Origin of the sequence: Natronomonas pharaonis DSM 2160, assembly GCF_000026045.1 — an archaeon.
GTDB lineage: Archaea > Halobacteriota > Halobacteria > Halobacteriales > Haloarculaceae > Natronomonas > Natronomonas pharaonis.
In genome coordinates this window covers 1616878-1637678 of the sequence record NC_007426.1, presented here as the reverse complement: position 1 = coordinate 1637678, position 20801 = coordinate 1616878, and the positions used below count along the sequence as shown (strand labels likewise).

Here is a 20801-nt window from a genome sequence, read left to right as displayed (position 1 = left end):
TAAAAGAGCGCGGTCGCGACTGCTAGCGGTCAGCCGCCCCAGAAATATACGAAACTTTTCATTATAGGATAAATTATCATTCTGCAGAATCGGACGAGACAGGCTTAACCCGTTCGCCGGCGAACGCGTGGGTATGAGTACCGTCACGCTACTTGGCGAGCGCCTCGCGGAGGTCGGGACGGAGTTCGTTTACGGGGGCGAGACCGACGCTTGCGAGGGCTGTCCGTATCGGGAGCAGTGTCTCAACCTTACGGAAGGTCGCCGCTACCGCGTGACGGGTGTCCGTGACTCCGGGACGCTTGAGTGTGCGGTCCACGACACCGGTGTCACCGCGGTCGAAGTAGAGCCTGCCCCGGTGCTCGCGAACGTCGATGCGAACGCCGCTTACGCCGGCAGTAAGGCTTCGCTCGTGGGACCATGTCCGTACACTGAGTGTCCAAGCCACGAGTTCTGCGAGCCGGACGGCGCTGATTTCGACGAAGAGTATCAGATAACCGAGGTCGTCGGTGACCCGCCACACGACTACTGTATGCTCGACCGGGAGCTACAACTGGTCCAGTTTGCTGCCGAAGAGTAGCCAGCAGCTAGTCCTCTCGGCCGTCCGCTTCCACCGCACCATGGCGGGTCGGTGTTTCGTCGCCGAGACGACCGACGAGTTCGCCCGCGTAACCGAAGACGTTCCGGTAGCCGTACGCCGAAAGCAACACCGGATAGAACGGCCACTCGGCCACGAGCCGCTCGCCGTCGGCCGCGGCGAATGCATCGCCCTCCGCGACGCGTTCGAAGTTCTCGACGAACACCTCGTAGGTGTCGGCCTCGGGCTTCGGAATCTGCTTGTCAAGTCGGAATATAGGGAGCGGGTGATGTCGTGTTTGCTCGCCGCCGCCGGATAACGCCCCGACGGCGACGAGGAACTCCCGGGCGAGCGCTTCGGCGTTTTTCGCGGCGGCGGTGGACCGTTGTAACCCACACTCAAGTTCGACGACGCCCGGGTAGGCGATGAGCCGACCGCCGCTGTACTGTGCCGTCTCGACGAGTGCCTCGACCGAGAGGTACGAACAGACCGACCGTGCGTATCCGTCACGTTCGTCAACCAGCGCGAACGGCTCCGGGTACGACTGCGTTGAGTGGAGCGAGAGGATTTCACAGCCGCGAATCTCGCCGAGAAGCTCGTGTGCCAGCCGTCCTTCGTGGGTATCGGCGTCGGGGTCGCCCGGGAACGCACGGTTGAGGTCCTCGTCGACGTATCTGACACCGCGGGCCAGCGCCTTCTCGTTGGCGACAACGAGCTTCACCGGTCGTTCGACGTCCGGGGCGGCATCAAGGAGCGCTTCGACCGCTGCGGGGCCGCACGGCTCGTCGCCGTGTATTCCGCCGACGATCGCCACCTCCGGCTCGCCGTCGCCCAGCGTCTCGACGCGCATCTGCCGCCACCTAGCGCCCCGGGGGCTATGAACCCCGCGCTTCGATACTGCGGGCTATCGGCCCAGCGTGTAGAACTCCTCGTTCGGTCGGATATCCGCCAGCGTCGCCATTCGGTTCGAGAGGTTGAATAGCGCGACGACACTGCCGATGTCCCAGATTTCCTCGGTCGAGAAACCTGCTTCTCGAAGCCGTTCGAGGTCGCGTTCGTCGACCTTTCCCGGCGTTTCGGTGAGCGTGACCGCGAAATCCAACATGGCCCGATGCGGCTCTGAAAGGTCTGCACTCCGGTGGTTCGTCGCCAACTGCTCTGCGAGCTTCGGCGCATCAGCATACACCCGGAGCAACGCTCCGTGTGCAACCACGCAGTAAAGACAGTCGTTGACACCCGAAACGGTCACGATGAGCATCTCGATTTCTTCCCGTTCCAGAGGAGACTCGTCGACGATTGCGTCGTGGTATTCGAAAAACGCCCGGAAGTGACTCGGTTTGTACGCGAAAGCCGAGAAGACGTTCGGGGTGAACCCGGCGCGTTCGGTTTCCGACTCGATTCGCTCTTTGATGTCCTCCGGCAGGTCGGACAGCTCAGGGACGGGGAAGTTCCCCATGGCATCGTCGGTCATACCCTCGACATTGCGGAGGCGACAGCAATATTCCTTCCGCCGCAGCCGATGGCGCTCTTCAGCTCGCGACGTAGCCGACGAGCACTGTCAACACCACGCCGAAGGTCAGCAAGCCGTAGTTCGCCAGTGGGTCGCGGGGGTGTGTCACATTGACAGTAAACTGTGCCCTCGATACCGGCCACAGCAACGGGAGGCCGGGCGGTGCCAGCATATCGGCGAGCAGATGCGAGCCGACAGCCGTCGCCCCGATGAGTGCGCCGAGGACGGCACTTTGTCCCGGAGTCGTTCCGGTCCCGAACGTTCCCGAGATTACGAAGCCGACCCCGGCGAGCACCGCCGTGACAACGAGCAGAAAGCCGACTGTATGGGTTGCACCACGGTGTTCAACGCCGGGGAGAACGAAGTCGATGTCCGGAAGCCGGGAGAGAACCACGACACCGACGCCGCCGAGAATCGCGAGCGCAGGTTCAGCCGCCGAGAGAACAAATCCAAACGGGACGTACGTCAGCAGTGCCGCCCCGACGTGTCCGGCACGATGCATCGTCTGTGCGAAAATTTCGGACAATCGTACGTATACCTATCGGTCGGTTCGACTGTCGTTTGACCGACGTAGAGTGGGAGCTCGGAACGGGTCACCCGTGGGTGAGGTCGGCATCCGCCCGCTGGACGACGCTCGTGACCATGTATCCGAGCGTCGCGACAAGCCCCATACCGCCGAGCAGATACAGCAGCGGCGTGATGAGGCTTGCGCCGCCGACGAACATCGCAATCGGCGAGAGTACCTGTGCGACAACGACAAGCGGAACGAGCGTACCGATGAGAAGCGTCGTGGTCTGTCGTTCTGACCAGCCGCCGTTGGCCCGTTCGCCGGTCGGTTCGGGGTCGATATCAAGTGTCCACTCGTCGCCGTCGTGGGTGACCGGCACCGCGTCCCCAAGCAGGTCGGTAAGCGTCGCGGGCGTTCGGCCGACAGCATCAAGCAGCCTGACAAGGTCGTTGTCAGCCGGCCAGACCTGCGGCGGGACGACAAACGAACGGGTGAACGTGTCACCGCTCGGCAGCAGAAACTCGATTTCGATTTCTTCCCCGGGGTCCGGTTTACCGTCGCGTGGGAGCCGGAGCGTCCGTATCCAGGCCTCCTGCCGCTCGGCGTTCTTTCGGTAGCCGGCAAGCTGCTCGGCGAACTTCTCAAGCGCGTCCTCGTCGGCTGTCGTCCCCTCGGCCTCCGTCACCGCCCCGGCGAGCAGGTCCCGCTCCCGGTCGTCGTCAAGCTGAACGACGGTCGGTCGCTCCCGCTCTGCTTCCAGCTCCCTTTCGGCCATTACAATGATACCTATGGGCTGGAGGATGTTTGATGTTTCTGTGGTCTGTGGTCCGACGCGCCACAGAACTCGGAAACAAGTATATTGATTTTTGTGCACTGCGCGTAATCCGGTGGTGTATGCCCTCCGAAGAAATGCAAGCGAGCGAGCGCTCTCTGACCATGCTGGCAAGCGGGTCCGCGGTGATGCACTTCGTTGCGTTCACTGCCGTCGGCTACGTCGCCCTTGAGAGTATCACCTACGGCGCTGTCGCCGGCGTCCTCTCGGCTCTCGGGTCGTTTTTCTTTTTACCGTGGTTCATCGGCATCTCGTCCGTGCAGTCGGACGACGGCGACCAGATACCGTTTGCCGAGGCCGCAGCGCGGGTTCCGGCGAGCACGCAGCTTGGAACTCTCGGTGGCGGCCTCGAAGCGGGCAGTGTCGTGATGCTCGCGCTCGGGTTTGCGACTGACGGGCCGAACCTCCTCTACGGCATCGCCGGCGGGCTGGCCGCCGCGCTCGTGATACATCTCGGCTGGTCGATGCTGGTGAACCGGTAGCCGGATGTCGACGGTGAATACAACACGGCCGCGGTAGAGCTATCTACGGCCCGCCCCACCGGCCGACATGCTCGTCAAGGAAGCCATGACCGAGCGTGTGGTCACATGTCACGCCAATGTATCGTTGCGAACGGCGGCCGGGCGGATGCTCCGCAACGATGTCGGTAGCGTCATCGTTCGTGACGATGAGACGCCTGTCGGCATGGTAACCGAGACTGACGCCCTCCGGGCCGGATTCGCCGCTGACGTGGCGTTTTCCGAGATTCCAGTATCGAAGGTGATGAACCGGCCACTGGTGACGATTACGAAGGACAAAACGCTCCGCCGGGCCACGGAACGAATGGAGGAAGAAAACATCAAGAAGCTCCCGGTTGTCGAGGATTTCGACCTCGTCGGCGTTCTCACCGCGCACGATGTTATCGAACACTACCACGACCTCAGGAAAGAAATCAGCACAGTGACACGGCCGGGGGCGACACGGCCAACCGAAAGCGAGCGGTTCAGTTTTGAGGACCTCTGACGGTCAATTCAGGGGTCTTTACAGGCTGTCGAGGCGAATGCCACGGGGCTTGACCCCGTGGATGAAGCCGACAACTTGTGAACCAAATCATTAAGTCGAAATATGCCAATAATCACGGTACGGCGATGTGGTACGACTACCGCTTCTGTGCCTATCCTGACCGAACAGGTGTGGCTGCGGAAGCGGAACGCCACATCGACATCCACCGCCAAGCCTACAACCACACCCGCTACGAATACAACGCCCTCGACACTGACGAGGACAACATCGGTTCGGCGTATCAACACCAGAAGCGCCTCACCGAGTGGAAAGACGAATGGTCCGTGTTCTCGGAAGTCCACTCGAAGGCGTTGCAGAAAACCGTCGAACGCTTCTACGATAACCTATCGAACCTTTCCGAGAAGAAACAGAACGGGCACAAGGTCGGGTGGCTCAAGTGGAAACCGCCGCGAGAATACCAGAGTGTGACGTACTCGCAGTCCGGCTTCGAACTCAAAAACACGAGTGGTCGGACTGCCACGCTCTGGCTTTCGAAAATCGGTGACATCCCCATCCGCTACCACCGCCCTATCCCCGACAACGCCACTATCAAAGAAGTCACGCTGAAGAAAGAAACGACTGGCGAGTGGTACGTCACGTTTGGCCTCGAAGTCGAAGACACCACGCTCCCCGAGAAACCCGACGTGGATGACTTGGATGCCGAGGATTGTGTCGGCATCGACCTCGGCATCACCAACTACATCTATACGAGCGATGGCGACAGCGTGGACTGGCTTAACCTCTCCGACGAGTACGAACGCCTGCGTCGGGAACAGCGCAATCTCTCCCGAAAAGAACATAGGAGCAACAACTGGAAGAAACAACGCCGGGAGGTCGCCAAAGTCAAACGTCGAATCAAGCGGAAAGTCGAAGATTTCCAGCACAAACTCACGACATGGCTGGTCAAGACGTATGACGCCGTGTTCGTGGAGGATTTGAACGTCTCAGGGATGCTTCAACAGCGGGGGAACGCCCGGAATAAGCAGGACGCTGCGTGGCGTGGGTTCATCAATATGCTGGAGTATAAGGGCGACCTGTACGGCACGCACGTTGTCCAAGTGAACCCTGCGGGGACAACCAAAGAGTGCGCCGAGTGTGGCGTCGAGACGGAGAAGCCGTTGTGGGTGCGGGAACACTCATGTCCGTCGTGTGGGTTCGAGGCGGACAGGGACGCGAATGCGTCGTACAACGTTCTTTCTCGCGGTCTTCGGGAGTTAGGTCTGGGACAGGCCGAAGTCACGCCCGTGGAGACTGCGACCGCTGTGGAAACCGATGGAGGCCGGTCTTCGTCGGTTCCTGCAAGTCGCGTCATCGAAACGGGAAGCCTCGGGGTCGTACGGAAGACGGAGTCTTCCGTGATGACGAGAGACGAAGTCCCTCGAACCACTTGACCCCGAGGCGGTTCACTGCTTACGACTGTTGTCGGCGGGCGAGCAGTAGCGCGGCAGAGAGCGCAGCGACGATGGCGACGACAGCACCGAACCCGTGCTGGTCTTCGGTCGGTGTTTCAGTCGGTGTCTCGGGAGTTTCTTCGGTCGGCGTTTCAGTCGGCGTTTCAGTCGGTGTCTCGGTTGGCGTTTCGGTCGGCGTCTCCGCGGGTGCTTCGACGGTCAGACTCCCAGCGACGGTCGCGTTATCAGTCGTGATGCTATGAACGTATTGTCCGGGCTCCTCCGGCGCGTCAACCTCGAAGTCGACGGTTGTCGACATGCCAGCCTCCAAGCCGACCGTACTGTTGGCGACCGGTGAATCGTCGATACGGAGCGAAACCGTCTGTGTCCCCTCGGTCTCGCCCGTGTTCGTGACTGTCGCCGAGACGCTCACTGTCTCACCGGGTGCGACAGTCGCGCTCATCGGCTCTATGTCCGAAGCATCGAAGAATGCGGGCGAGGGGTCGGTCTCCTCGCTGGCCGGTGCACCTGACGAAACACCCGTGTCCGTCACCTCAAACCGGAAGGGGTAGTCGCCGGCGTCGATTTGAGTGAAGTCAGCGGTAAGCGAGCCATCGCGGAGGCCACGAACAACGAGGACGTCCTCGTCCTCGTAGGCGTCGTAGACGCTCCCGTCAACCGCAAACGGATTTCTGTCTGCGTGCGGTTCGGGGTTGTCGGAGGCGCCGCCGTGGCGGAAGACGTTCACGAGGTCGTCGAAGTCAAGCCCGTCGGCACTGACGTTGAGGTTGTACCGCGCACGGTTCGAGCGGATATTGAGGTCAACATCGTCGTCACCGGTCGTGATTCGGTCCTGGCCCCATGAAACCCGCAGGGACTGTTCGGCGACCTCAAACGGCCGGGCGTCGGCTTGGTCGACGACGCCGGTTGCGACGCCGTCGCTGTCGAACTCGACAACTTGGGTTTGGTCGTTGCCGAGTGTCACAGCGTAGTCGCCGCGGAGTCGGTTGGTTGAGATCTCGTAGCGGTCCTGTCCATCGACGTTGAACTCACGAACGAACGAGGCGGTCCGGTCGCCGGGCCTGTCGTACCGCCGGAGTTGGAAGTCACGCTGTTCGGTCACCGACTCCGGTACTTCAAGCACGACCGTCTGTCCCTGGAAGAACAGTCCACCGGACCGAAGCGCGGCGTCAGCACCGCCCCGCTCGACGGCTGATACGGCGGGCGTTGGGCCGATATCTGCTGTGGAGGTGTGTTCGGTGGCCGATTCGTCTTCACCCGTTGCGGCGGCTGGGACAGCGAGTGCGACCAGCGACATCACAAGTATTGCAGCGAGCAGTACTGCGCGGATTTGACCTCGTGTCCACCCCCCGGTTAATATTCGGTTGTTTTCGTACATTGGTCGATCTGAGATGGACGGCATCCGCCCTCTCTCTCATGGGTGTAGTAATCATCCATCCTACATTACATTCACGGTGGTCGCAGTGTTCCCGTCGGCTCTCACGACCGGATTGGGCCCGCGATACGGAGAGAGGGTTTTTACACGCGCTCCGCAGATATCTGCGCAATGCGTAGACGCACGTACATCGCTCTTTCGGGGGCGGCGCTGGCTTCTCTCGCCGGCTGCAGCGACGACGAGGGCGAGAACGGGGACGGAGCGGAAACTCCGTCCGACCCCGAGCCGACACCGGGAGCCGAAGCAACAGACGACAACGAGGAGACAACCCCACGCAACGACGTAGAGGAGACGGCCGAAGATGAGGACCCAACGGAGCCAGAGGAGACACCCGAGCAAGACGACGACACCGACCGGTCGGATGCGGGAACACTGCTTTCCGTTACTGAAACCCTCGGCGGCGACCAACCGCTCTTTGATGCGGACGGCATCGAACGCCTCGACGGCGAGGGAGCAGTCGTCACCGACGAGATGACGCTGGGGAGTGGACTCACTGTGGTCGTGTTCGAACATACGGGCGCCGGGAACGTTATTATCGAACTTGAGGGAGACAGAACTGAGTTGCTCGTCAACGACATCGGTGCGACGAGCGGGGCTGTCGCCGTCCCGACGCCGGCGGGGTCGTACAGATTCGATGTCGACGCTGGCGGCGAGTGGTCGTTGCAGGTCGGTCAGCCACGGGCACCGGCCGAGGCCGTCCGCACGCCGCCGGTCTCGGCCACCGGTACAGGGTCGGACGTGGTGGGGCCGGTCGAACTGAACGGATCGGAAACGGTCGCCGGCGAACACGACGGAAGTATGAACTTTATTGTCGAAGGCTACGGCGAGGCGGCCTCGACATCGCTTGCTGGTGAATTACTGTTCAACGAGCTCGGTACGTTCGACGGGGAAACCAAGACCGACCTAGCCGGCGTGGTCTGGCTTGATATCGAAGCCGACAGCGACTGGTCGCTCGACGTCACGCCCGAATAGCTGATATGGTGGGGCTGGCCCGCCGGCACCGCCGCGAAGCGTCAGCCCGCCCACATTTTGTGTATTTCTCGGCGTTGCCACGGCACTCCGTACTGTGTTCTGTAATTTTTCCCCTCGGGCGAATCTTTAATATCCATGCTTCGGAGATTTGGATGCTACCATGGAACATTATAACGGAGCACCACTGCGGCACATGGGCGACCTCCTCTCGATGGCGGCCGACCGGTATGAGGACAACGTCGCCGTCGAGTTTATGAGCCAAGAGACGACCTATGGCGAACTCGAAGCGACGGCAAACAGTGTCGCCAACGTTCTCGTCGAAAACGGGGTTGCGGCCGGCGACCGCGTTGGGCTCTATATCCCCAACACTGACCAGTTCCCGGCGGCCTACTTCGGAGCCATCAAGACCGGTGCCGTGCCCGTCCCCCTGAATCTCCGGATGGACCCAAACACACTGGAGTTCGTGCTGCAGGACAGCGGCGTCGACCATCTTATCGGCTCACCGCTGCTTGTCGGCGGGATGGACACCGACGACGGCCGCATCGCCGGCCCGACCGAACTCGCCGACAACGCGGGTGTTGGCAACGTTTACGTGCCGGGCGTCGGCGATGACGATGTTGTCAACTACTCGCAGGCGGTGGCCGAAGCCGACGACGAGTTCGAGACGGTCGAGCGCGCATACGACGATGTTGCCGTCCAGCCATACACCTCCGGAACGACCGGCAAGCCGAAGGGCGTGCTGTTGACCCACGAGAACCTGCTTTCGACAATCGAGTCGTACACGAAGGGCGGCCTTCCCGTCGACGCCGACGACAACACTGCGCTCGTGTTGCCGCTGTTCCACATCTACGCGCTCAACGCCATTCAGGGGACGTTCATTTACAAGGGAGGAACGATGCATATGATTCCGCGCCCGGACCCGGAGATGATTCTGCAGACCATCTCACAGAACGACGTGACGACGTTCGCGGGCGTGCCGGCGCTGTATAACATGATGTGGCAGGTCTATCGAGAGTCGCCGGACGACTACGACATGGCGTCGCTGAACGATGTCGTCTGTGCGGCTGCCCCACTGGCGGACGATACGCGGCGCACCATCGAAGACGCGTGGGACGTGCCGATGACCGAAGGCTGGGGAATGACCGAAACCGGGCCGGCGGGCTGTACCGAACCGTCGCGTGGCGTCCGGAAATCCGCCGGCTGTATCGGGCCCGTGCTCCGTGGGGTCGACATCAAACTTGTCGACCCCGAGACTCGCGAGACGCGGCTCCATTCCGACCAACTCGAACCGGCACCAGACGACGACATTGACTTCACCGATGAGTCGCAGGTGACTGGCGAAATCGCAATCCGTGGACCGAACGTCTTCGAGGGATACTACAACCGACCGGAAAAAACCGGTGCCGTCTTCGACGACGATGGGTGGTTCTACACCGAAGACATCGCCCGCGTCGATGAAGACGGCTACTTCTGGATGGTCGACCGCGCCGACGACATGATAATCTCCGGCGGTGAGAACATTTACCCCGCCGAAGTTGAGGACGCCCTCTACGAGCATCCGGGGGTTGCCGAGGCTGCCGTCGTCGCCGCCCCACACGAAATCAAAGGCGAAGCGCCGGTCGCGTTCGTCGTTCCGGAGCCGGATGCCGACCTCGAAGAAGAACAGCTCCGAGACTTCACGCTTGACCACGTCGCGACGTATGCCCACCCACGGCGTATCTTCATCATCGAGGAGCTACCGCGGTCGGCGACGCAGAAGGTCCAGCGATATAAACTCGAAGAAGAACTCGACGACCGGCTCGACGGCCCGCTCGGCTCCAGCGAAGAGCTGTAGCGCCCGGTCGATTGCTGCCGTTTTAGTTGCTGTCGGGGCTGTAGTTCGGCGCTTCGTCGGTAATAACGACGTCGTGGGCGTGGCTTTCTGTCTGGCCGGCAGAGGAGACCCGGACGAACTCACTGCGCTCTTTGAATTCCGGAATCGTCTCCGCGCCGACATAGCCCATTCCGGACTGCATTCCGCCGACGAGTTGGTGGAGCTCCGAGGAGAGTGGTCCCTTGTACGGTGTCGCTGCCTCGACACCTTCAGGCACGAACTCCTCGTCTTCCTCGTCGTCCTTGAGGTAGCGGTCGCCGCCGCCGTCGTTCATTGCACCAACTGAGCCCATGCCGCGGTACTGCTTGTACCGCTTGCCGTTCATGGTGATGACACGACCCGGTGCTTCCTCGGTCCCGGCGAAGTACGACCCGAGCATGACAGCGTCAGCGCCGGCCGCAATGGCCTTGATGGCGTCGCCGGAGTAGCGAATACCGCCGTCGGCGATGACCGGCGTGTCGTGTTGAGATGCGACATCGGCGACTTCGGCGACGGCCGTAATCTGTGGCATCCCGGACCCGGAGACGACCCGCGTCGTACAGATGGAACCGGGACCGATGCCGACCTTGACCCCGTCAGCGAAGTCGACGACAGCCTCGGCGGCCTCTCGGGTGCCGATGTTACCGACAACGACATCGGCGTCGACTTCTTCGCGAATCTCTCTGGCGGAGTCGATAACGTCGAGGTTGTGTGCGTGTGCACAGTCGATGAAGACGATGTCCGCGCCTGCCGCATCGGCAGCACGCGCTCGCTCAAGCTCGAACGGGCCGACGGCGACCCCGACAACGAGCGCGCCGTCGTCGTCGCGAGCGGCGTTGTCGTACTCGCGGCGGGCGAGAACGCCAGCCATCGTCACGAGACCGGTCAGCCGGTTTTCGTCGTCGACTATCGGGACTCGCTCTATCTTGTGCTCGTACATCAGCTCAAGCGCCTCACGGGGGCTGACCTCTTCAGTCGCGGTAATGACCTCGTCGGTCATCGCCTCCTGGACGCTGTCGTGTTCGCCGACCTCCAGATACGGTCGAATGTCAGTTCCGGAGATGATACCGAGGACCGTATCATCGTCGTCAACGACGGGGGCCCCAGAGACGCCCTTTCGTTCCATCATCGCATCAACCTCACGGACCGTCTGGTCCGGTGACGCGGTAACGACATCCCGGATGATGAGCTCGTCGGCTCGTTTTACTTCCTCGACGTGCTGTGCCGTCTCCTCGACGGACATATTCCGGTGAAGGACGCCGAGGCCACCCTGTCTGGCCATCTCGATTGCGAGTTCGGCTTCGGTGACTGTATCCATCGCCGCCGAGATGACCGGGATGTTGAGCGAGACGTTCGTCGACACCCGCGTCGCCATATCGGCGTCGTCAGGTTCGACACGGCTCTCTTTCGGCCGTAGCAGTACGTCGTCGAACGTCAGCGCCTCGGGTACGCGGAGTTTCTCGGAGAAGGGTTCGTCGCTCGCCATGTAACCGGTCCGAATCGGCCGCCCAAAAACGTTGCGAGACGGCTACTGCGTGGTGTGCGTCGGCACACCGGCGACCGACTGACCTCCGATAACTTCGGGAGGCTGAACGATGTGTGGACCCAATCATTAGTGCACAAACCTGGCTATTCGTAGCTCTTTCTGTCTCCTTAGCTGGAGTATTTTTTCAAAAATCACCTCCTTGTGCTCGTTCGTCTTTCGTCTGTGAACCACAACCACACAACACTTATGTAAAAACCGGTTGTAATTCGCAGTATGGACTCCGCAAGTCCCATCGACCAGCGCATTGCCGGCGAGACCGCTCTCGACACCGGCATTACATTTACATTTTCGATGGGATTCAATAAAGCGGAGAATACCCTCAAGCGAGGCTTCTGCGGCCGTCCGAGAGGGTATCGCCATATTCACCACCGCTCCTACGGTGAGGGACTGCCAGCCTAAGGTATGAGTACGTCCCGACATCCGGTCGCGCTCCGTCTTGAGCGACGCGTCGGTGAAGGCACCCGTTTACTAGGGACTGTCATGGCGCTGCCGTTACTCGACGGTATCTTCGCCGCCCTCGTCGTTGCGGGCGCTGTCTCCTCTGTCTTGGGGATGATTGAAGTCGGCCTGCTGATATTCGGCGGGAGTGCGACGCTCGCAGTCGTTCTCGCTGAGATGGAAGGCAGTCGCCGCGACCGAGTCCGAAACATCCTGCTTGTGGGCGCGCTTGTCGTCCCGTTTGCGGCCGTGCAGGCGGCTATCGCGCCGACTATCGAGTCGCTGTTGGCGATGGATATTTTCAAGCGCTTTGCAGCGCTTGTCATCCTCGCGGTTGCGGCGAAGACCGCCAGCGCGACCATCGGTGAATATCTTCCCGGGCCAGGAGTCATCATCGCCCTTGGATTGGTCGCCAGCTTCCAGCCCAACGGCTTTGCGGTTGCCGTCGTCGCCGAACCGATGTACGTGGTGTACGGGACCGGCGCAGCGCTTGTCGGTGTCGGGTTCGCGCTCGCTGTCGCGCTGTTGGGGCCGTGGCTGCGCGGTAACGTCGACATCGACCGGTTCCGGTTCGGCAGCGCCGTCGCACTAGGCGTACTGCCGCTTACGATCCTCGAAGTCGGCCCCATTACGGGTGAAGAGCCGCTTGCGCTCATCGTCTTGGCGCTGACGGGACTGCTCGCGTTCAACCCCGACGGGGCACTCGAGATAGGTCCACAGGAAACACCTGATACTGGTGTTCCTGCCGCAACTGACGGCAGTGGCGTCGATGACGAATCGCCGCTCGAGGACCCGCTGGACGAGCCATCCGGCAGCGACGATGACCAATCCGAGGACGGCGAACCGGGCGTTTCCGACGGCGACAGGGCCCCGTGGCTCTGAGCTTGAGGCAATTCGAGACCCAACCGGACAGGTTTAGGGGTCCGGGCTCCCGATGACGCGTATGTCCGAAAACCGCGTCGTTGAAGGACGGATGGTCACCCCACAGAAGCTTGCCGAACTCATCGAAGACGACAGCGTCATGGACACAGAGGGCATCGAAGACGCCGACCGACAGTGTCCGGAGTGTGGCGGTGACGTGCTCTCGGTCGGCTACATGCCCGGCATAACGGAGTTCGTCACCGGATACAAGTGCCAGGACTGTGGCTGGAGTGAGACGGACCGCTAGCCCGTTGTGCGCCATCGCTGGGCGCTTCCCACCGATAAACGATACCAAACTAGACAATAGTTACATACATTTTAAGTACGACAATAAAGAATACGTTTAGCAATCGGGGGAAGCACATTTGTCGACGCGAAACGGCAGTGGTAAGCCATCGGCGGGGAGAATCGTTAGCAAAATACGGGGATGCGGAGGACGGCAGTCTACGGCCGCCCTCCTCGCGTTCATTATGCTCGCTTCCGCAGTCGCGTTCGCCGCAGTGCCCGCAGCGGCGGCCAGCGATGGCGAATCAGAGCCACAGGAGAGCCCATCAGCGCCCGTCTCCGATTTTGCCGACTACATGGTTGTCCCGGAGACAACAGAAGGTGAATCGGGCGACCGCGTTGAGATAGATGTCACCGCAGAGACGCTCATCGGTGACAACGAGGATGCCGATGTAACCGGATACGAGCTCGATATCGAATACGACGATGACAAGCTCGTCTTCGCTGACGCCGATACCTTCCTGACCGAACCGGAAGAGCTCGAAATCGACGATGACGGCGACTCAGTGCAGGTCGAGTGGGTGCCGAGCTTCCTTGATGTCGTCGCCGACGAATTTATCGCCGAAGTCGCCGACGGTGAGGCGTCACCGAATATGAACGTCACGCTCGCGACGCTTGAGTTCGCTGTCACTGGTGACCCGGGGGAGACGGCTGACATCGATATTACCGATGACTCGACGATGTGGTGGGGGTCGACCGGCATCTCCGAGTACGACGATGACAACGTTTGGTGGGGGACAAGCGAGGTCGAAATCGTCGACGAGCTTGACGACGATGGTCCGGAGGACCCCGACGGTCCACAGGTCGGTGAGTTCACCGCTGTGAGTCAGGGTAACTACATTGCTTTCAACGAAGACGAGAGTGACCGAGAAGATGAAGGCGTTCAGTTCCCGGTCCAAGAAGACGGTGACACACCGATTCAGATAGAAGGCGAAATCTTCGACGATGGAACGTGGCAGTCGACCGACGCCACGTTCCCCACCCTCGATGCACCGGCGGGACTTGAAGCCGATGTCGAGGTCATCGACAATCTCTACGGCGACATCGACATCGAGGGAGACGAGATGACCGCCGAGGGCGACCTGAACGTTATCGTCGACGGCAATGAAGATGATTCCTTCGAGTTTGAAATCGGCGCCACGACGGGCGAAAGCGGCATTCTCGACGGTGATGCATCGCTCGGCGACGACGGTGGCTCAGTCACGCTTGTCGACAACGAGTTCCTCGTCGAAGACACGACCGGTGATGACATCGTCGATAGCGGCCTCGGCCTCCCGTCGACACAAGAGGGGGACAACTGGCTGAGTCTCGCCCTCGACATCGAAGTTGTTGATACGGAAGTACCGACTGGAACGGTCGAGGGAACGGTCGAGTCTGAAGACGGTGCTCCTATTGAGGGCGCTGATGTCAACGTTGTCGACGAACTTGACGCGACTCAGACCGGCGAAGACGGTGCCTTCGAGTTCGAGCTCGAAGCCGGTACACAGGAGCTTGACGTGACTGCTGAGGGCTACGTCAACAAGACGGCTGAGGTGACTGTCGAAGAAGACGAGACGACAGAGCGGACGCTCACGCTTGAATCGGGCGACGCCTACTTCGAGGCCGTCGCCGTCGTCGGCGACGATGTCGAAGCTGGCGAAGAGGCCGAAATACTCGGAACTGTCGAAAACACCGGTGAGGGTGCCGGCGAGCAGGATGTCACGCTCTCGGTCGCCGACGAAGAGGTGACCGAAACCCTCGAAGTCGGCTTCGAGGAAGAGACGACTATCGATCTGTCTTGGGAGACGGATGCGGATGATGACGGCGAGTACACGGCGGAACTGGATACCGGCGATGCGACCGCCGAAGCCGAGGTCACCGTCTCCGAAGCCGACGACAACGAAACCGACTCCGGCGACGATGTCCTCACCGCAACCAGCCAGGGCGGCTTCATCGCCTTCACCGAAGACACCTCCAGCGAAACCACCGCCAGCGACGAAGGCCTCTCGCTCCCTGACGAAGACGACGGCGACACACCCATCGAACTCGAAGCCGATTACAACCCCGACGACAACTCCTGGGAATCAACCGCCGTCGACTTCCCCAACCTCGACCTCGGCGAAGCCGGCATCGACGGCGTCGAAGCCGAAATCGACACCCCCAACGGCCTCGAAGGCACCATCGACACCGACGACAACACCATGACCGTCGAGGGCACACTCGCCGTCACCGCCGCCGACGGCAACTTCGAATTCGACATCGACGCCACCACCGACGGCAGCAACGACCTCGACGGCGACGCCGACCTCGACGCCGACGGCGGCACCATCACCGCCGTCGACAACGAATACCTCATCCAAGAGGAAAGCGGCTACGACATCATGGACAACGCCCTCGACCTGCCCGCCACCACACCCGGCGAAAACTGGCTCACACTCTCTTTCGACATCGACATCGAAGAGACCGCAGCCGATACCGGCGACATCGAGGGCACCGTCGAATCATCAACCGGCGACCCCATCGAAGATGCCACCGTCGACATCGAGGACGAACTCGACGACACCACCACCGACGACGACGGCGACTTCGAACTCGACGACATCGAAACCGGCGACTACACACTCGAAATCACCGCCGATGGCCACGCCGACACCACCACCGACGTCACCGTCGACGAAGACGACACCACCACCGTCGATGTCGAACTCGACGCCGACGACCCCGAGATGACCGTCGACGTCGATGTCACCGACGCCGAACCCGGCGACACCGTCGCACTCACCGCCACCGTCGAAAACACCGGCGGCGCTCCCGGCTCCGAAGAGGTCACCGCCACCGTCGGCGACGAAACCAAAACCCAAACCGTCGAGGTCGCCCCCGGCGACACCGAGACGGTCACGCTCGAATGGGACGTCGCCGAAGAGGACCTCGGCGAGCACACGGCCGAAATCGAGGGCGAAAGCTTCGAATCGACGGCCGACGTGACGGTTGCAGAAGACCTCGGACCGGATGTCGACGCCGACGGCGACACGTTCGTTGCGACCAGTCAGGGCGGCTTCATCTCCTTTGCTGAGGACGGAGACAAAGAGACGGCCATCGAGGAAGGGTTAGAGTTCCCATCGGCGGATGCCGGCGAGGAGCCGATTGAGATTGTCGGCGCGGTCGACGACGACGGCAGTTGGGAGTCGAGTTCGATTCGGTTCCCGGATTTGGTGACCGACTCAGGGATTGCAGCGGAAGTCAGCGCGCCGGATGGGCTGTCGGGTGAGATAGACGCCGACAGCGGCGAGATGAGCGCAAACGGCGAGTTGTCAGTGGCGATAGAAGGCGACGATGACACGCAGTTTAGTTTTGAGATTGCGACGACAGTCGGCGAGAGTGAATCGCTGTCGGGCGAGGCGTCACTGGACGAGGAGGGCGGAACGGCGACACTCGTCGATAACGAGTTCACCGTGCCGGACGAGACAGGGGACCCACTGATTGACGGGACGCTCGACCTGCCGGCGACCGACGAAGGCACAAACTGGTTCGAACTCGACCTCGAGGTCGAACTCGACGCCGACGACGATGCTACCTCACAACAACAACAACAAAACAACGAGGATGAGTCAGATGAAGACGGTGGCGAGGCGACCCCCGAATCCAACGGCGGGCTCGTCACCAGCTTCGGGCAGCTGACCGGCTTCCTCGGGCTGTTGACTGCTGGTGGCATCGTGACCTTCAGTCTCGCTACGCGGCTGGCGGAGATTCTCGACGTCTAATCGGGACCAACCTGTACTCGTAGCTCGAATCGAAACCCCTTTACGGAAACCAGAAATACAGAGAGGTGAGGGGACGTGGCCAAGCCAGGCATGGCGACTGACTCCAGAGGCCACGCGCCCGGTGACGAGACTCCAGACTGATATACCGAGCGGACGGCTGATCACCGCTTCCGCGTTGACGACCCTCTGGAGGACCGAGGCGCATACCGGAGATATCAGTCGATCGGGGGTTCAAATCCCTCCGTCCCCATACAACTGCTTCGTGACTCCCCAAAACAGCAAGACAGCGACGGGTTCGCTGAAAATCATCGCAAGATTTCAAGCAATTATTTGAACCCCGGAGCGGTGCGGTACCCTCACCGTATGGTGGTTACCGAGACATCACGCCGTGTCTATAAAATGATATCAGTGGCCACAACTTCATCGGGGACGCGGCTGGACTCGAACGGCCGGATGTCTCACCGGTGGCTTCTGATACAGCGACTATGGCGCCGCCGAACCGCAAGTTGGGGTTGAACCACCTGCTATATTTTGTAGGAGCCGTACCCCACGTCCAGCTATCGTGATGAGAGTTGCTCTACCGCTTCGTCTATCTCTTCGACCTTCGAGACCTGCTCTTCGTTAGCCGCAGCAATGGACTCAATTTCGTCGGCGATCTCTTCGGCCTGCTCTGTGAGCTCGTCAACCATGCTGGCGACCTCCTCGGACGATGTCGCTTGCTCGTCGGTCGCAGCCGCCACGTCTTGGACGCCTTCGGTCACCTCGCCGACCGAGTCGGCGATTTCCGACAGTCTGTCTTTTGCTTCTTCGACCTGTTCGAGGCCGCGGTCGACCTGCTGTGCCGTCGTTTCGAGGCTGGAGACGCTTTCGTCTGTCTTCTGTTTGACCTGTTCGACGATGGTCTCGATGTCGCTCGCGTACGACTGTGAGTCCTCGGCGAGCGATTTCACCTCGTCGGCGACAACTGCGAAGCCAGACCCGGCATCGCCAGCACGTGCGGCTTCGATGTTGGCGTTCAACGCGAGGATGTTTGTCTCCTCGGCGATGTCGTGGATTATTTCGACGACCTCGTCGATTTCATCGACGTGCGACTCGAGGTCGTGGATGTCGTCGCTGACCTCCGCTCTCGATGCATCGATGGCCTCCATCGCGTCGACCGCATCAGTAACGGCGTCTTGGCCTTCGCCGGTGAGGTTCTCCGCCCGAATACTGCTTTCGGCCACTTCGTCGGTCGTCGATGCGATTTCTTCGATGGTTGCCGACATCCCCGACACCTCGTTGCCGACGTCGTTCATCGACTCGGCCTGCTGGCGGGCGTAGTCGCTTATCTGCTCGGAGCTTTCGGCGATGTTGTCGGCCGTCTGTCGGACCTCCTGAACGCTCGATTGAACCTGTGTCTCGACCTGTGTTCTGGTCTCCAGTTGAGCGACGTAGTTCCGGATGAACCCGTCAAGGGTATCTAACATCTCCTGTTCTTCGTCGAGCCATGGGCCGTCGTCTTCCGCCGGTCGGTCTTCTGTGTAGACGATCTGGATGCGGACCGTCGTTCCGGCGTCGGTTGTTTCTTCGCTCGTCAGCGGATGTGCGGTTGGCTGGTAGCCTGACGACTGAAACAGTTGGTCGCCGACCTGAATCTCCGCTTCGGTGACCGACGGATACTGAAACCACTGTGGAAGCTCTGTGACGTATTCTTCGGCGAGTGCTTCGACTGGCTGGTCGACGTTCCCGAACAGCTCGTTTGCCCGCTGTATTGCCGACAGCTCCTTCGTCCGTTCTTGGAGCATAACCTTCGCTTCCGTGCTGTCCAACGCTTCGAACTCCTCGGAAAGCTCGAAGTGCGACGACGGAAGCCCGTCTTCGTCCGGCTCCCCCTCGGCTGGCTGTGATGACATACAGGACGTTCTTCCGCGATACAAATCAATGCCTGAACGGATTCACCGTCGAGAACGTTCACAGAGTTTATGTACCGTAGAGACCGCGTGTGTCGGTGTATCACGGTTTGTGGAGATGTCCGGCGTATGCAGTGACGACAGCGGGAGTGCTGTCCGAGGTCCGTGGAGTTTTAACGACCGGGAGCGAACAGCCGACGATGGATTTGGGCTCGCGTGAGGCGTTCGACCGGACGGGAACGCTCGGCATCGAAGAGGAGTTCTTCGTCGTCGACGAGTACGGACGCCCGACCGCCGGCACCGACGAACTTGTCTACGAGAACGAGCCCCCGGAGCCCCTCAAAGACCGTCTCGACCACGAACTGTTCAAATGCGTTATCGAGACTCAGACGCCGACCATCGGCTCGCTTTCCGCGGCCGACGACGCACTCGCCGAGGTGCGGAAAGCGCTCGTCAGTCACGCTGAGACCCACGGCTTCGGCATCGCCGCTGCAGGGTTGCACCCGGCGGCGAAGTGGCGCGAACTCGACCACGCCGAGAAGCCGCGGTACCGCGCACAACTGGACCGCATCCAGTACCCACAGCATCGAAACACCACCGCCGGACTGCACATCCACGTCGGCGTTGACGACGCTGATAAAGCTGTCTGGGTCGCCAACGAACTCCGGTGGTACATGCCAGTCATGTTGGCGCTGTCTGCTAACTCGCCGTACTGGAACGGCTTCGATACGGGCTTGCAGTCCGCCCGGGCAAAAATATTCGAGGCACTGCCGAACACCGGCATGCCGACTGCCTTCGAGGATTTCGAATCGTTCCAGTCCTTCGAGCGGACAATGGTCGAAACCGGGTCGATAAACGACCGCGGCGAACTGTGGTACGATGTCCGGCCCCACTCCGAGCACGGAACCGTCGAAGTCAGAACGCCGGACGGACAGGCCGACCCCGACCATGTGCTCGCGTTCGTCGAGTACACACAGGCGCTCGTCGAAGACCTGTCGGCCAGATACGAGGATGGGGAGTCCGGGGCCAACCACCGACGGGAGCTACTCGACGAGAACAAGTGGCGGGCGCTACGCCACGGCCACGACGCCGAGCTACTCGACCGCTCGTTGGAGGAGTCGGTCCCGCTCGGAGAGCTCGTCGAAAGCGAGTGCCAGCGCCTCGGCGTTTCGGGGATTCGCGATGTCTACGAGGCTGAAAGCGGTGCCGAAAAGCAGCGCCGGCTGCTGGAATCGGAGGGGATGGATGCCCTCTGTGGGTCGCTGTCGGTCGAGTGGGACTCGTCATAGGGTTTTTATCCCCCAATTCCCTGTCTCCGGCTGAGAACGAACGCATGGCTACGGACAAATCGTCAGACGACGAGGGGGAGTCAACAGCGGGCGACAGCGACGGCGTCCGAGACCGGCTCGAGCAGGAAGCCGAACGGGCCGCAGAACAGTTCGACGACGGCATTGTCGATCTGCTCTCGTGGGTGCTTGATACGGAGACACGGGCGCGTATCTACGTGTTCCTCCGGCAGAACCCGGGGAGTACGAGCGAGGAAATCGCCGAAGGGACCGGCCTGTACCCGAGCACCGTTCGCGAGGCGCTGGCAGGGCTCCACGAGGAAGGACGGCTCGAACGGCAGAAGCGCGACGCCGATGGGGCTGGCAACAATCCATACGAGTACACCGCCATGGCACCGAGCGAGCTCGTCGGCGACGCTGTCGGCGAGATTCAAGACGAGCTGAACACCGTTTTCAACCTCGATTCGCATCTGGGCGTCTGTGAAGACGACGACACCGAGCCGGTGACGATTACCGTCGAGCGCGACGACCCCTGAGTCGGCTCACATCCGGGTTGTTTC

General features: G+C 61.2%; 19 protein-coding genes and 1 tRNA gene. 13 read left to right on the top strand and 7 right to left on the bottom strand.

All coding sequences use genetic code 11. The annotated features are described in order from the left end of the window. Positions 1–133: 133 nt before the first annotated feature. The gene (locus NP_RS08420; protein ID WP_011323414.1) at positions 134–577 is read left to right on the top strand and encodes a UPF0179 family protein; all 444 of its coding nucleotides are present in this window, start codon (positions 134–136) and stop codon (positions 575–577) included. A gap of 7 nt (positions 578–584) precedes the next feature. Here NP_RS08420 and NP_RS08415 read toward each other — a convergent pair whose 3' ends face one another. From NP_RS08415 to NP_RS08400, 4 genes are all read right to left on the bottom strand, one after another. Further along, a complete protein-coding gene (locus NP_RS08415; protein WP_011323413.1) occupies positions 585–1424 on the bottom strand; it encodes a M14 family metallopeptidase in 840 nt (279 codons plus the stop codon). A 54-nt stretch (positions 1425–1478) separates the two neighbouring features. Continuing rightward, on the bottom strand, positions 1479–2045 hold the full coding sequence (locus NP_RS08410; protein WP_011323412.1) for a peroxidase-related enzyme: 567 nt from the start codon (positions 2043–2045) through the stop codon (positions 1479–1481). A 58-nt stretch (positions 2046–2103) separates the two neighbouring features. Next, positions 2104–2586, bottom strand: a complete 483-nt coding sequence (locus NP_RS08405; RefSeq protein WP_011323411.1) for a metal-dependent hydrolase — start codon at positions 2584–2586, stop codon at positions 2104–2106. Between the two features lie 91 nt (positions 2587–2677). Next, positions 2678–3367, bottom strand: coding sequence for a hypothetical protein (locus NP_RS08400; RefSeq protein WP_011323410.1), 690 nt, complete (start codon positions 3365–3367; stop codon positions 2678–2680). Positions 3368–3486: 119 nt separating this feature from the next. Here NP_RS08400 and NP_RS08395 point away from each other — a divergent pair, with 119 nt between their 5' ends. The 3 genes from NP_RS08395 (at position 3487) to NP_RS08385 (ending at position 5856) form a co-directional block, all read left to right on the top strand. Next, a complete protein-coding gene (locus NP_RS08395) occupies positions 3487–3906 on the top strand; it encodes a hypothetical protein (RefSeq protein ID WP_049939602.1) in 420 nt (139 codons plus the stop codon). Between the two features lie 67 nt (positions 3907–3973). Beyond that, complete coding sequence (locus tag NP_RS08390; protein WP_011323408.1) at positions 3974–4426, top strand: CBS domain-containing protein; 453 nt, start codon at positions 3974–3976, stop codon at positions 4424–4426. A gap of 125 nt (positions 4427–4551) precedes the next feature. Then, a complete protein-coding gene (locus NP_RS08385; RefSeq protein ID WP_011323407.1) occupies positions 4552–5856 on the top strand; it encodes an RNA-guided endonuclease InsQ/TnpB family protein in 1305 nt (434 codons plus the stop codon). Between the two features lie 19 nt (positions 5857–5875). On the opposite strand, the gene NP_RS14970 is transcribed toward NP_RS08385, so the two are convergent. Beyond that, positions 5876–7255 (bottom strand): PGF-CTERM sorting domain-containing protein, encoded by a 1380-nt coding sequence (locus NP_RS14970; RefSeq protein ID WP_011323406.1) that lies wholly within the window; start codon positions 7253–7255, stop codon positions 5876–5878. Positions 7256–7423: 168 nt separating this feature from the next. On the opposite strand from NP_RS14970, the gene NP_RS08375 reads away from it, so the two are divergent. Next, positions 7424–8284: a hypothetical protein gene (locus NP_RS08375; RefSeq protein WP_011323405.1), complete on the top strand. Its 861-nt coding sequence runs from the start codon at positions 7424–7426 to the stop codon at positions 8282–8284. 160 nt (positions 8285–8444) lie between these two features. After that, positions 8445–10118: a class I adenylate-forming enzyme family protein gene (locus tag NP_RS08370; RefSeq protein WP_065813939.1), complete on the top strand. Its 1674-nt coding sequence runs from the start codon at positions 8445–8447 to the stop codon at positions 10116–10118. Positions 10119–10140: 22 nt separating this feature from the next. On the opposite strand, the gene guaB is transcribed toward NP_RS08370, so the two are convergent. Further along, positions 10141–11622: an IMP dehydrogenase gene (guaB, locus tag NP_RS08365; protein ID WP_011323403.1), complete on the bottom strand. Its 1482-nt coding sequence runs from the start codon at positions 11620–11622 to the stop codon at positions 10141–10143. 273 nt (positions 11623–11895) lie between these two features. On the opposite strand from guaB, the gene NP_RS14420 reads away from it, so the two are divergent. The 5 genes from NP_RS14420 (at position 11896) to NP_RS14415 (ending at position 17316) form a co-directional block, all read left to right on the top strand. Continuing rightward, complete coding sequence (locus tag NP_RS14420) at positions 11896–12081, top strand: hypothetical protein (protein WP_148215449.1); 186 nt, start codon at positions 11896–11898, stop codon at positions 12079–12081. A 3-nt stretch (positions 12082–12084) separates the two neighbouring features. Further along, positions 12085–13002: a DUF5794 domain-containing protein gene (locus tag NP_RS08360; RefSeq protein ID WP_011323401.1), complete on the top strand. Its 918-nt coding sequence runs from the start codon at positions 12085–12087 to the stop codon at positions 13000–13002. Positions 13003–13063: 61 nt separating this feature from the next. Further along, positions 13064–13288 carry a DUF5795 family protein gene (locus tag NP_RS08355; protein ID WP_049939598.1) on the top strand — a complete coding sequence of 75 codons (225 nt, stop codon included), beginning with the start codon at positions 13064–13066 and terminating at the stop codon, positions 13286–13288. A 223-nt stretch (positions 13289–13511) separates the two neighbouring features. Further along, positions 13512–17066 carry a carboxypeptidase regulatory-like domain-containing protein gene (locus NP_RS08350; RefSeq protein ID WP_011323399.1) on the top strand — a complete coding sequence of 1185 codons (3555 nt, stop codon included), beginning with the start codon at positions 13512–13514 and terminating at the stop codon, positions 17064–17066. Between the two features lie 69 nt (positions 17067–17135). After that, a tRNA-Trp gene (locus NP_RS14415) sits at positions 17136–17316 on the top strand. A 307-nt stretch (positions 17317–17623) separates the two neighbouring features. Here the strand turns inward: NP_RS14415 and NP_RS08345 are convergent. Next, positions 17624–18958: a methyl-accepting chemotaxis protein gene (locus NP_RS08345; protein ID WP_011323398.1), complete on the bottom strand. Its 1335-nt coding sequence runs from the start codon at positions 18956–18958 to the stop codon at positions 17624–17626. Positions 18959–19155: 197 nt separating this feature from the next. On the opposite strand from NP_RS08345, the gene NP_RS08340 reads away from it, so the two are divergent. Both NP_RS08340 and NP_RS08335 read left to right on the top strand, forming a co-directional pair. Then, a complete protein-coding gene (locus NP_RS08340) occupies positions 19156–20244 on the top strand; it encodes a glutamate--cysteine ligase (protein ID WP_011323397.1) in 1089 nt (362 codons plus the stop codon). Between the two features lie 44 nt (positions 20245–20288). Continuing rightward, positions 20289–20777, top strand: coding sequence for a winged helix-turn-helix domain-containing protein (locus NP_RS08335; RefSeq protein ID WP_011323396.1), 489 nt, complete (start codon positions 20289–20291; stop codon positions 20775–20777). Positions 20778–20801 lie beyond the last annotated feature (24 nt).